Here is a 12686-nt window from a genome sequence, read left to right on the forward strand (position 1 = left end):
GTCTGTTCGGATCATGTCCGGCCGGACCGGCGTCAGGACCAGGTCCCGCGCTCGCTCAGCACCGTACGCAGCGTTCCGATGTGATCGGTCATGATGCCATCCACGCCCAGGTCGAGAAGGGCGGTCATCTCGGCCGCCTCGTCGATCGTCCAGACATGGACCTGGAGGCCCAGTGCGTGCGCGGTTCGGACGAAACGGCGGTCGACGACCCGGATGCCGTTCTGGCTCACCGGCACCTGCGCGCACACCGCCCCACGGCGCAGCGGCGCCGGGATCCCGAGCGAGCGCAGCCGCAGGGCCAGTACGCCCCGCACGCCGTACGACGTGGCCAGGCGGGGGCCGCCGAGCCGCTGCGCGCGGGCCACCCGGGCCTCCGAGAACGAGCCGACGCACACCCGGTCCCAGGCGTCCGTCCGGCGGATCAGCGCGAGGAGGGGGATGAGCGAGGACTCGGCCTTCACGTCGACGTTCCAGCGGGCCCCGGGGAACTCCTCCAGCAGGTCCTCGAAGAGCGGCAGGGGCTCCCGCCCGTCCACCCGGGCCCGCCGGACCTCGCTCCACGGCAGGTCCGCTATCCGGCCCCCGGCGTCGGTGACCCGGTCCAGGGTCGGATCGTGGAAGGCGACGAGCCGGCCGTCCGCCGTGGTGTGCACATCCGTCTCGAAATAGCGGTACCCCTCGGCCGCCGCCCGGCGGAAGGCGGCGGCGGTGTTCTCCAGCCCGCCGGCCGCGCCGCCGCGGTGGGCGAACGGGATCGTCGACGGATGGTCGAGGTACGGGTGGCGTCCTGAGGTCACCGCGGAAGTATGACCGCCTCCGGTGACCGCCCGGCAACGGCCCCGGTCGCTTCGGGCGGCCCGGGGGCGGCGAACAGGCGCAGGAAGAACTGGGCGAGCGGCCCGATGGCCAGCGCGTACACGACCGTCCCGATCCCGAGCGAGCCCCCGAGCGCGAACCCGGCCGCCACGACGGCCACCTCGATCACGGTGCGCACCAGGCGCACCGACCGGCCGGTCACCCGGTGCAGACCGGTCATCAGTCCGTCGCGCGGGCCCGGACCGAACCGGGCCGTGATGTAGAGGCCGGTCGCCATCCCGTTCAGGACGACCGCCACCACCATCACCGCGGTCCGGACCAGCCGGCCGTGCGCCTCGGGGACGAGCGCCAGCGTGACGTCCATCGTCAGGCCCAGCACGAAGACGTTGGAGACCGTGCCCAGCCCCGGGCGCTGCCGCAGCGGGATCCACAGCAGCAGCACGATCGCGCCGACCCCGATCGACACCGTCCCGATGGCGACGCCGGTGAGCTCCGAGATCCCCTGGTGCAGCACGCCCCAGGGCTCCAGCCCCAGCCCGGCGACGACCAGCAGCGCCGAACTCACGCCGTACAGGACCAGGCCTGCGTAGAGCCGCACCAGGCGGCGGAGGAGAGAGGAGTGGTGCGGGACGGCGGTGGCGGACATGGCTGCACCCTGCTGTGATCGTGGTGGACCGGCTCATGTCACTCTGTGGCGGGAGATTGGCCGCAAGCCATGGCCAATCCGAGGAAGGTGGACTGATTTCATGGCTCAGTGGACTTCGACCGTCGGGGCCGCCCAGCTCGCGCGCCAGCTCCAGGCCCCGCTCTCCCGTCCCAGCCTCCCCGGAACCCGGAAACCGCCCGCCTACCGCGCTCTCGCGGACGGGGTACGGCTGCTGGTGCTGGAAGGCCGGGTACCCGTCGCCGCGCGCCTCCCCGCCGAACGCGAGCTCGCCCTCGCCCTGGCCGTCAGCCGCACCACCGTCGCCGCGGCCTACGAGGCGCTGCGCGCCGAGGGCTTCCTGGAGTCCCGGCGCGGCGCGGGCAGCTGGACCGCCGTCCCCGCGGGCAACCCGCTGCCCGCCCGGGGCCTGGAACCACTGCCCCCCGAGGCGCTCGGCGCGATGATCGACCTGGGCTGCGCCTCGCTGCCGGCCCCCGAACCCTGGCTGACCCGGGCCGTCCAGGGCGCCCTGGAGGAGCTGCCGCCGTACGCCCACACGCACGGCGACTACCCCGCCGGACTGCCCGCCCTGCGCCGGATGATCGCGGACCGCTACACCGGGAGCGGCATCCCCACCATGCCGGAGCAGATCATGGTGACCACCGGTGCCATGGGTGCCATCGACGCCATCTGCCATCTCTTCGCCGGGCGCGGCGAACGCATCGCCGTCGAGTCCCCTAGCTACGCCAACATCCTCCAGCTGATGCGGGAGACGGGCGCCAGGCTGGTGCCCGTCGCCATGCGGGACGGGCTCGGCGGCTGGGACATGAACCGCTGGCGACAGGTCCTGCGCGATGCCGCCCCCCGCCTCGCCTACGTCGTCGCCGACTTCCACAACCCCACCGGCGCGCTCGCCGACGAGCAGCAGCGGCGCGGTCTGGTGGAGGCGGCGCGCTCGGCCGGCACGGTCCTGGTCGTCGACGAGACGATGCACGAGCTGGTCCTCGACGAGGACGTGGAGATGCCCCGCAGGGTCTGCGCGTTCGACCCGGCCGGCAGCACGGTGATCACCGTGGGATCGGCCAGCAAGGCGTTCTGGGCCGGGATGCGGATCGGCTGGGTCCGGGCGGCGCCCGACACCATCCGCAGCCTCGTCGCCGCCCGCGCCTACGCGGACATGGGGACGCCCGTCCTGGAGCAGCTCGCCATCAACTGGCTTCTGAACACCGGCGGCTGGGCCGACGCGGTCGGGCTCCGGCGCGAGCAGGCCCGGGACAACCGTGACGCCCTGGTCGCCGCGGTGCGCAGGGAGCTGCCCGACTGGGAGTTCCAGGTGCCGCGCGGGGGCCTGACCCTCTGGGTGCGCACCGGCGGCCTCTCCGGGTCGCGCCTGGCGGTGGCGGGCGAGCGGGTCGGCGTACGGGTGCCGTCCGGGCCGCGCTTCGGGGTGGACGGGGCGTTCGAGGGGTACGTCCGGCTGCCGTTCACGGTGGGCGGCCCGGTGGCGGACGAGGCGGCGGCACGGCTGGCCGCGGCCGCGGCGCTGGTCCGGGCCGGCGCGGGGGCGGGCGCCGACGTGCCGCGGACCTTCGTGGCCTGAGGACCCCGGGACGGAAACGGGCGACGGGCGGGCAGGGACCTGTGGGGTCCTTACCCGCCCGTCGTACGCGCGGTACCGACCGTCAGCCCTCCGCGACCGCCGGCTGCGGCGCGCGGAACGCGTCCCGCTTCCCGAAGGGGTCGTCCGCCGGAACCCCGGGGGCCCCGGGGACGGCCTCCCCGGGAGTGCGCTCCGGGAGCAGGGCGAGCACGGCCGTGCGGTCCGCCTCGCCGGCGGCCTCGTCGTACGGGTCGGGAGTGGCCGGTACCTGGAGTCTCAGCACCTCGCCCGCCCCCAGCCGGGCGTAGCCGCGGCCGGCGGGGACCCCGGGTACGGGCGTGGTGTGCGGTTCGGCGCCGAGGACGGCCGCCACCTGCTCGCGGGAGGCGGCACCGAGGACGGCGCGGGCCCGGGTGTGGGCCAGTACGGCGTCCGTGAGGCCGTCCACGGCGTCGAACTGGTCGGCGAGCACCACGGTGACCCCGGCCGCCCGGCCGTGCCGCAGCGGCACCTGGAGGAAATCCTGCGGGTCGGGCCGGCCGTCCGCCGCCGCCAGGTGCCCGAGGACGGACGGGCGGTCCAGCAGGATCCAGAGGGGCCGCCCGGTGGTCCCGGAGGCGTGGCGTCCGGCCTGGCGTTCGCGGTTGGCGTCGATGAGCCGCCGTTCCGTCTCGTGCGCCGCCCATTCGAGCGTCGCCAGCGCGCCCGCCAGCCCGCACTCGACGGCGAGGACGCCCTCGCGCCCGGCCAGGAACCCGTACTCGCCGGTGCCGCCGCCGTCGACGACCAGCACGTCGCCGTCCCGGAGCGCCTGCAGCGCGATGGAGCGCAGCAGCGTCGTCGTACCGCTGCCGGGCGTCCCGACGGCGAGCAGATGCGGTTCCGCGGAGCGGGGGCCGGTCCGCCAGACGACGGGGGAGGCGTCGTGGTGCGCGTCGCCGTCCTGGACCGGCACGGTGCGCCCGACCGAGCCCGGGTCGGTGAAGCCGAGGACGGTCTCGCCGGGGGCGGTGACGAACCGCTGGGCGCCGATCGTGGCCGGGAGCGGGCCGAGCACGGTCATGGCGAGCTCGTTGGACTCCTCGTCCCACACGAAGTGGTACTCGCGGCCCCGGCCGGACTTGGCGTGCACCACCTGTTCGATCCGGGTCCGGGCCTCGCTCTCGCCGTCGGTGAACCAGGCCGGATAGGTGACCCGGAGCCGGAGGAGCCGGCCGTCGCCGTCGAAGGCGTAGTCGCCGAAGGACTGCTCCCAGTCGCCGCCGTGGGCGAAGAGCGGCGCGGGGTCGTCCGCCACCGAGAAGTACGGGACCAGCGCCTCGTACAGGGTGCGCAGCCGGGTCTCCTCCGCCTCGCCCGGGCCGGTCTTCACGGGGGCCCGGCCACGGCCCTTCCAGGCGGCGGCGCCCATCACCGCGATCAGGGCCAGCACCGGCCCGTGCGGGATGAGCGCCACCGCGGTCAGGCAGGCCGCGACGAGGAACAGCTTGGAACCGCGCCGGTCCTTGGGCGTCGCGGCCCATCTCTGCCGTCCTGCGACGGCCAGCAGCCGCAGACCACGGGTGATCGTGATCAGCGGGTGGAGGACGTCGGTGGCGCTGTCGGCGGCCGTGCGCGCGAACTCGCGACCGCGAGTGATCGAAGCGCCGCCGCTGCTCAGAATGCGGGGAAGTGGTCGCCGGGCCACGTCTGTCTCCTGGGTGGGGGGGTGTGGGTTCGGTGTGGAGGGTCAGAACTTGATCCCGCCCAGCAGGCCGGCGAGGCTCGCCCCGCCCGCCGTGATGCTGGGCGCGATGGCGGTGCCGGCGAGGTAGAAGCCGAAGAGGGCGCAGATCAGTGCGTGGGACGCCTTCAGCCCGTCCTTCTTGAAGAAGAGGAAGACGATGATGCCGAGCAGTACCACGCCCGAGATGGAAAGGATCATGAGCGGTTCTCCTGGGTGAGAGGGACGGTCACCATGAGTCCTTCCAGGCTCACCCGGTGTATCTATACGATAAAAGATGCATTCGGGTGAGAAGGTGGTGTTTTCACCCGACCGGTCCAGGAAAGGTGGCCACTCGGCCGTACGCCGTGTGCGCCCCGACCCCGCCCCGGATGTGAGGAAGACCGCACCGCGGGACCGCATCCGCGCCCCGGGACCCAGGCCCCGCCACGCCCCCGGACCCGGCCCTCCAGGTGTCCCGGACCCGCGCGGTTGCGGGACAGTACCCTGACGGTTTACCCGCGCGGCCCCCCCGGCCGTACGCCCCGGCGGGGCAGCGGCGACGACAACGGCAACGACAGCGGTCAAGGAAGGCGGTCCGACCGATGAGCGAAACCCCCGGCCCCGAGGTGGTCGAGCTGGCCACGAAGGTCTTCGACCTCGCCCGCCGCGGCGAGACGGACACCCTCGCCGCCTACGTGGACGCGGGCGTGCCCGCCAACCTCACCAACGACCGGGGCGACTCGCTGCTCATGCTCGCCGCGTACCACGGCCACGCGCCGGCCGTCACCGCCCTCGTCGCCCGGGGCGCCGACCCCGACCGCGCCAACGACCGGGGCCAGACCCCGCTGGCCGGAGCCGTCTTCAAGGGTGAGAGCGCCGTCATCGAGGCACTGCTCGCCGCGGGCGCCGATCCGGCCGGAGGGACCCCCTCCGCGGTGGACACCGCGCGCATGTTCGGCAAGGCGGACCTGCTGGAACTGTTCGGTGCCCGCTGAGACGGCCGCCCGCACGGGCGGCGCGGCCCACGGCGACCGGTCCGTCGGAAATGTGGTCGCGGTGGCGAAATGGCTGGGTCATCATGACGTCGCGGGTCCGCTCCGGACCACCGACGAGAGGCAGAGGAAGATGCTCTACACCAGGCAGAAGACGGCGGTCGGCCGATCATGTCGCTGCGCGGTCTAGTGCTCCGGCACCAGGCGGTGTTCCTCGGGCCGCGGCAAGGGCTGCGCCCTTCCCGGCCCTGATCCTCCGGACACCACCCAGGAACTGCACAGTCCCGGTTGCGTCGACAGCTTGATGTGAGGCTTTCTCCATGTTCGATCCATTCATAGCGCCGAGCGGCACCCTGCTCGGCCTGCTGCAGAGGGGCCGCGGCGACGGCACGCTCCACGCGCTCGCCGCACCCCGTACCGAGGCGCTCGCGGCACTCAACCACTGCGTTCTGAGCGATCCCCGCCACGACTGGCAGGTCGAGAACCGCTCCCTGTACTACGCCCGGCTCTACATCGACCTCGACGGCGGTCTGGAGGAGATCGAGCGGCACCTCGCCGATCCCGAGGACCACCTCGACACCGACGACTCGCGCACGGGCCTGGCCCTCGCGGTCCTCGGCCACCTCGCCTCGTACGGACGCGGCGACGCCCTGGCACTGCTGCGGACGTACGCCGCCACCGGCGCCAACTGGTCCTGGGCGCTCGACGAGCTCGCCCTGCGCGACGACGACGCCGGCCTGCGCGCCCTCGCGCTGCCCGTCCTCGCCCGGTTCGCCGACACCCCCGAAGGCGCCGCCGAGCTCGCCGCCGCCGTACGCGACGCCTTCGAACCGCGCCCCTGGCGGCTCTGGTCCGACGACCCGCGCGCCGCCGTCGGCGCCCGCATCCGCACCGCCACCGAGCGCGGCTCGTTCGACCGCTGGCAACGCCAGATGTCACCCGGCGGCCCCCGCCCCGGATGGAGCGTCCAGGCCGTCCTGGACTGGGCCCAGCAGGCCCTGGAACGCGGCAAGGCCCTGCACGTGCCCGCCGCCCGCTGCCTCGCCGCCGTCGCGGGCGCCGAGGACCGGCCCGCGATCGTGGCAGCGGCCCGCAGCGGTCCCGAGGGCGCCCGCTGCGCCGCCCTGCACTACCTCGCCGAGGCCGAGGACCCCGCCGTGCTCGACCTGATCGACGCCGCCGCCGCCGACCCCTCGCACACGGTCGCCGAGGCCGCCGTCGCCGCCTTCGAGCGGATGCCCGGCCGCGCCGCCGTCGAGCGGGCCCGCCGCTGGGCGCACCGGCCCGACGCGCTGGGCGCCTCGGCCGCCGGCACCCTCGCCCGCCGCGGTACCCCCGCCGACGCCCCCCTCGTCCTCGGCGCGCTGCGCGAGGCCGTGCGCGCGGGCCGGCCCGACACCCTGCGGCTCGGACCGCTGGTGGACGGAGCGGGCCGCCTCGGCATCGCCTGCGCCGCCCCCGTCCTGCGCCACGTCTACCGGGAGACCCCCTCCTCGCACCTGAGGGGCCGCGCGGCCCGCGCGCTCGCCGCCACCGACCCGTCCTTCGCGACCGGCTTCGCCGTCGAGTGCCTGTGGGACTGCGAGGAGACCACCCGCGAGATCGCCGCGCTGCACGCGGAGACCGGGGACGTACGCGTCGCCGAGCGGCTGCGACGGCTCGCCGCCGACCCCGCCGAGGAGGCCGAGGTGCAGACCGCGGTGCGCAGCCGCATCGAACCCGAGGCGACCGGGGTCTGAGCCGGCCGGTACGCGCGAAGCGCCCCGGGGGACCGTGACACCCCCGGGGCGTCCGGCGGGAAGCCCCGCCGGACGCCCCGGGGGTGCGCCCCGCACGGGTGCGAACGGCCACAGGACGTTTTCCGGCCGGACAGATCCTTGTCGGCCCGTTCACGCCCACGGTGAGAACAACCCCCGTATGCGTGTCGTCATCGTCACCGAATCCTTCCCGCCGGACGTCAACGGCGTGGCCCACACCACCCTGCGGACCGCACGGCACCTCGCCGCCCGCGGCCACCAGCCGCTCGTCATCGCCCCGGCCGCGGCCGGGGCGGGCACGGCGGAAACCTCCCCCGACGCCGACGCCCCCTGCCCGGTGGTCCGCGTCCCCTCCCTCCCGCTCCCCGGCTACCCGCAGGTCCGGGTGGCCCTGCCCGGCCGCAGACTCGCCGCCGCCCTCACCGCCCACCGCGCCGAACTCGTCCACCTCGCAAGCCCGTTCGTGCTCGGCGCGCGCGGCATGAACGTCGCCGGACGACTCGGGCTGCCCGCCGTCGCCGTCTACCAGACCGACCTCGCCGGCTACGCCCGCACCTACCTCGGGACCGGCGAGCAGACCGCCTGGCGCCGCATGCGCGCCGTCCACACCGCCGCCGACCGCACCCTCGCCCCCTCCACCGCCGCACTGGGCGACCTCGTCGCGCACGGCGTACCGCGCGTCCACCTCTGGCCCCGGGGCGTCGACGCCGTACGGTTCCACCCGGGCCGGCGCGACGAACGGCTGCGCCGGACCCTCGCCCCGGGCGGCGAACGCCTCGTGGGGTACGTCGGACGCCTCGCGCCCGAGAAGCACGTCGAACTCCTCGCCGGCGCCTGCACCGTGCCCGGCGTCAAGGTCGTCGTCGTCGGCGACGGGCCGAGCGCCGCCCCGCTGCGGGGAGCCCTTCCGGGAGCCGTCTTCCTCGGCCGCCTCACCGGCGACGAACTCGCCCGGCTCTACGCCTCGTTGGACCTGTTCGTCCACACCGGCCCGTATGAGACCTTCTGCCAGACCGTCCAGGAGGCGATGGCCTCCGGGCTGCCGGTCGTCGCCCCCGCCGCGGGCGGGCCGCTCGACCTGGTCGACCACGGCCGTACCGGACTGCTGGTCCCGCCGCTCGACGCCGGAGCCGTCCGCGACGCCGTCCACGCGTTGACCACCGACCCCGAACGCGCCGCCGCCCACGGGCGGGCCGGACGCGCGTCGGTGCGCGGCCGCACCTGGGAAGCCGTCGGCGACCTGCTCCTGCGCCACTACGACGAAGTGCTGCACGACCGCACGGCGGTGGCCGCGTGAACGGGCTCAGGATCGTCAGACTCGCCAACTTCGTCACCCCCGCCTCCGGCGGACTGCGCACCGCCCTCGACGAACTCGGCCGCGGCTACCGCGAAGCCGGACACGACCCCGTCCTGGTCGTCCCGGGCGCCGAGGCCGCCGACCACCGCACCCCGGCCGGCCGGGTGATCACCCTGCCCGGACCCGTACTGCCCGGCACCGGCGGCTACCGCGTCCTGCTCGGCCGCCGCCGGCTCACCGCCCTGCTGGAGGAACTGCGCCCCGACCGGCTGGAGGTGTCCGACCGCACCACCCTGCGCTGGACCGGAGAGTGGGCCCGACGCGCCCGGGTCCCCGCCGTCATGGTCTCCCACGAGACCGCCCACGGCGTTCTGCGCACCTGGGGCGTCCCGGACCGCCCCGCGGGGCTCGCCGCCGACCGCCTCAACACCCGCAGCGCGCACGCCTTCACCCGCATCGTCTGCACCACCGAATGGGCCGCCCGCGAGTTCCTGCGGACCGGCGCCGGCAACGTGGTCCTCGCCCCCCTCGGCGTCGACCTGCGGCACCACACCCCCGGACGCCACGACCCGCGGCTGCGGACCCGGCTGCTCCGGGGCCAGGACGTCCTCCTCCTGCTCTGCTCCCGCCTCTCGGTGGAGAAGCGACCCGGGCGCGCCCTGGACGCCCTCGCCGCGCTCCGCGCGCACGGCGGGGTCCGGGCCGGCCTGGTGGTGGCCGGGAACGGCCCGCTGCGGACCGCGCTGGAACGCCGGGCCAGGACCGAACGCCTCCCCGCGCTGTTCCTCGGGCACATCGCCTCCCGCGACCGGCTGGCCGGCCTCCAGGCATCGGCCGACATCGTGGTCGCCCCCGGTCCCGCCGAGACCTTCGGTCTCTCCGCCCTGGAGGCACTCGCCTGCGGCACCCCGGTGGTGGCGAGCGCCGCCTCCGCGCTCCCCGAGGTCCTGGGCGCCGCTGGGCTGTCCGCCGCCGACACGGGCGAGGCGTTCGCCGCCGCGGTGCGGGAGCTGCTCGCCCGCCCGGAGCAGGAACGCCGGGCCGCCGCCCGCGAGCGGGCCGAGCTCTACGGCTGGGACCGCTCGGTCGCCGCGTTCCTGGAGGCACACGACGTACCGCGCCGCGAAGGGGCACGGGAGGCCCGGACATGAGCGCGCCCACGGACGTCACGGCCCGGGACGACGTCCCCGTCCCCGGCGGCGCGGGGCCCGCGCCCGGCCCGCTGCGGTTCGCGGCACTCGGCGACTCCTTCACGGCCGGGGTCGGCGACCCGGTCGCCCAGGGGCGGCGGGGATGGGCCGGACTCCTCGCGGACTCGCTCGACGACGGGTCCCGGGGCGTGGAGTTCCGCAACTACGCGGTGAGCGGCTCGCTCTCGGCCGAGGTGTGCGACCACCAGGCCCCGGCCGCCGCCGCGTTCCGCCCGCACCTGGCCTCCGTCGTCTTCGGCACCAACGACACCCTGCGCCACCCCTTCGACCTGGACCGCCTCGCCCACCGCATGGACGAGGTCTGCGGGCGGCTGGCGGCGGGCGGAGCCGTACTCCTGACGGCCTGCCTTCCGGACCCGGGAGCCGTCCTGGGGCTGCCCGCCACCCTCGGCCGCCCGCTCGCACGCCGCCAGAACGGTGTGAACGCGGTGGTGCACCACCTCTCGGCCCGGTACGCGGCGGTCCACCTCCACGCCTGCGACCCCGCCTGGGTGACCGACCGCTCGCTGTGGAGCCCGGACCGCCTCCACCCCGCCGAACGCGGCCACCGCAAGGTCGCCGCCGACTTCCACGGGCTGCTCGCCGCGCGCGGCCTGGCGACCGGAGTGCCGCCCGGCCCCGAACCCCGGCTGCCCCGCCCCGGCCGCGCCGCCTCGGTACGGCTGCTCGTCACCGAGGGCGCGGGATGGCTGGCCCGCCGCTCCACCGACCTGCTGCCCCAGCTCCTCCTGCTGGCCGCCCGGGAGGCCGGCCACGCCGCGCTCGGCACCACCGCCCGCCTCGACCAGGAGCACCGCCGTACGGTGCTCGCCGCGTTGACCGCCGTACGGCCGCCCCGGTAGAACCGGGCGCCCCTTCCTGGCCCCCGGCTCCGCCTCCGCTCACCGTGCGTGGGCGAGGAGCCGGACCGAGGGCGGCCCGCGACCGGCTCCGGCCGGGTCCCGAGGGGGTGGCGGCCACGTCCGCGACCGCCGGTGAACCGGCGTCCCGGGCTGTCCGCGGGTGCCCGCCGGAGCCCTCCCACGAGGGCGGACGCATCCCGGGCGGGGCGGTCGGATCTGCGCCGTTTCGACCGTTGTCGGGGTGAGGACCTAATCTGTGACGCGTGACTTCGCCTGCCGATACGGACAACGCCGCGCCCCAGCTCAGCGCGGGCCCGCGGCCCGCACCCGGCCCGGCCGCCGACGAGGGGCTCGCGCGGCGGCTCCGCGCGCTCGCCTGCACCGCGCCGCTGCACGACCTCGACGTGCGCAAGGCGAACCTCGCCGGTGAGTACACCGTCTACGCGATGGCCGAGGTCGCCCTCGCCGCGATCGACGTGGTCACCCTCAACATGGACTTCGACACCGGCGCCGACCACGAACAGATAGTGACCAGACTGCTGCCCCGGGTCCATGCCCAGGCACCCCACCGCCCCGCCGCCGAGCACGAGCGGGTCGCCCGCTGGGTGCTGGACAACCTCATCAACGTCGGCAGCGTCGACCGCGGCTTCCGCGCGGTCTACGGCACCTTCGGGCCCGACGGGGTGTACGTCCGCAGGGACTACGACTTCAAGCTCGTCGAGGAGGTGCCCGGCCACGGCGGCACCGTCTTCCTCCGGGCGACCGACGAGGCCGTCAACGTCCTCGTCGGCGCCCTGGACACCGACGTCACCAGCGCGCAGATCGCCGCCGAGGTCAAGCTGGAGGTGCTGGTCAGCCGCGGCCGCCTCGCGGACGCGCAACTCGCCGCCGAACAGGCCCGCTACCGCACCGTGCAGTACGCCGAGACGCTCCGCCGCACGCTGGAGGCGACCCGCCGCAACGTCCGCGCCGTCGACTGGCTCAACGCCGTCCCCGACATGATCGCCGAGGCGCTCGACCACGTCGCCGACCGCTACCGCCACGAGAACGCGATCCTCACCAACATCCGCAAGGCGCGCGACGAGGCCGAGGAACCCGAGAACAAGCGCCGTGCCGCGGAACTCGTCGACATCGTCAAGGACTGCATCCGCCGCCACACCCAGCTCCAGTCCCGGCTCCTCGAAGCCGGCCCCCTCTTCCGCGCCGAACAGGACCGGCAGGCCTTCGCCACCCCGGCCTCGCGCACCGGCCTCGACCTCTACGGGCAGCTCCTCGCGCCGATCCTGCCGCTCCCCGTCGAACAGTCCATCCGGGCCACCGACGCGTTCTTCGCCCGGGGCACCGGACTGCGCACCCCCACCTCCGTACGCGTCGGCGACCTCGTCGACCTGCTGCTCGCCCCGCCCGTGGAGCGCGAGCACCTGGGCGCCGAGATGCCCGAGCCCGACCTGATCGCCACCCCCGACGACAGCCGGTTCAGCGAGGACCAGCTCGCCCGTGCGACGGCCCTGCTCGACCTGGAGTACGACGCCCCCCGCCGGCTCTCCGGACTGCTGGCCGAGGCCCGTGCCACCCACCGGGACGACCCCGAACTTCCCTACCTGGTGGCCCTGATGGCGGTCCACGCGGCGAGCCCGCCGGTCGGCACCGCCTACCGCCAGGGGGAGCGGCGCCTGCTGTTCGCCGTGGACGACGGCGCCGAGCTCGACGACCCCGAGTTCGGCGGCGCCGACCTCATCGTGGGGACCGCCCTGCTGGACGCGGTGGGCATGGCCGCCGACCGCAAGGAGGCGTCATGAGCGCCTCGCGCAGCCCCGTAG

The 12686-nt window shown here is 75.3% G+C and carries 11 protein-coding genes; 7 read left to right on the forward strand and 4 right to left on the reverse strand.

All coding sequences use genetic code 11. The features are described 5' to 3' along the window. Positions 1-32 precede the first annotated feature (32 nt). The gene (locus ACWCSV_RS13775) at positions 33-797 is read right to left on the reverse strand and encodes a glycerophosphodiester phosphodiesterase (RefSeq protein ID WP_451141738.1); all 765 of its coding nucleotides are present in this window, start codon (positions 795-797) and stop codon (positions 33-35) included. Further along, on the reverse strand, positions 794-1462 hold the full coding sequence (yczE, locus tag ACWCSV_RS13780) for a membrane protein YczE (RefSeq protein ID WP_451141740.1): 669 nt from the start codon (positions 1460-1462) through the stop codon (positions 794-796). Before yczE ends, ACWCSV_RS13775 begins: the two co-directional genes overlap by 4 nt. A 100-nt stretch (positions 1463-1562) precedes the next feature. Here yczE and ACWCSV_RS13785 point away from each other — a divergent pair, with 100 nt between their 5' ends. Next, positions 1563-3062: an SCO1417 family MocR-like transcription factor gene (locus ACWCSV_RS13785; RefSeq protein ID WP_451141742.1), complete on the forward strand. Its 1500-nt coding sequence runs from the start codon at positions 1563-1565 to the stop codon at positions 3060-3062. A gap of 82 nt (positions 3063-3144) precedes the next feature. Here ACWCSV_RS13785 and ACWCSV_RS13790 read toward each other — a convergent pair whose 3' ends face one another. Further along, positions 3145-4749 carry a hypothetical protein gene (locus ACWCSV_RS13790; protein WP_451141744.1) on the reverse strand — a complete coding sequence of 535 codons (1605 nt, stop codon included), beginning with the start codon at positions 4747-4749 and terminating at the stop codon, positions 3145-3147. 42 nt (positions 4750-4791) lie between these two features. Continuing rightward, on the reverse strand, positions 4792-4986 hold the full coding sequence (locus ACWCSV_RS13795; RefSeq protein ID WP_073722514.1) for a hypothetical protein: 195 nt from the start codon (positions 4984-4986) through the stop codon (positions 4792-4794). Positions 4987-5369: 383 nt separating this feature from the next. Here ACWCSV_RS13795 and ACWCSV_RS13800 point away from each other — a divergent pair, with 383 nt between their 5' ends. From ACWCSV_RS13800 to ACWCSV_RS13825, 6 genes are all read left to right on the forward strand, one after another. Then, positions 5370-5762, forward strand: a complete 393-nt coding sequence (locus ACWCSV_RS13800; RefSeq protein WP_451141746.1) for an ankyrin repeat domain-containing protein — start codon at positions 5370-5372, stop codon at positions 5760-5762. A 317-nt stretch (positions 5763-6079) separates the two neighbouring features. After that, positions 6080-7498, forward strand: a complete 1419-nt coding sequence (locus ACWCSV_RS13805; RefSeq protein WP_451141747.1) for a HEAT repeat domain-containing protein — start codon at positions 6080-6082, stop codon at positions 7496-7498. A 178-nt stretch (positions 7499-7676) separates the two neighbouring features. Further along, positions 7677-8813: a glycosyltransferase family 4 protein gene (locus ACWCSV_RS13810; RefSeq protein WP_451141749.1), complete on the forward strand. Its 1137-nt coding sequence runs from the start codon at positions 7677-7679 to the stop codon at positions 8811-8813. Continuing rightward, positions 8810-9964: a glycosyltransferase gene (locus ACWCSV_RS13815; RefSeq protein ID WP_451141751.1), complete on the forward strand. Its 1155-nt coding sequence runs from the start codon at positions 8810-8812 to the stop codon at positions 9962-9964. The genes ACWCSV_RS13810 and ACWCSV_RS13815 overlap by 4 nt, the downstream gene beginning before the upstream one ends. Continuing rightward, positions 9961-10866, forward strand: a complete 906-nt coding sequence (locus ACWCSV_RS13820; RefSeq protein ID WP_451141753.1) for an SGNH/GDSL hydrolase family protein — start codon at positions 9961-9963, stop codon at positions 10864-10866. The genes ACWCSV_RS13815 and ACWCSV_RS13820 overlap by 4 nt, the downstream gene beginning before the upstream one ends. A 263-nt stretch (positions 10867-11129) precedes the next feature. Beyond that, entirely contained in the window at positions 11130-12665 is a 1536-nt protein-coding gene (locus ACWCSV_RS13825; protein WP_451141755.1) for a hypothetical protein, read from the forward strand. Positions 12666-12686: the final 21 nt, after the last annotated feature.

The organism is Streptomyces sp. NPDC001770, assembly GCF_053596135.1.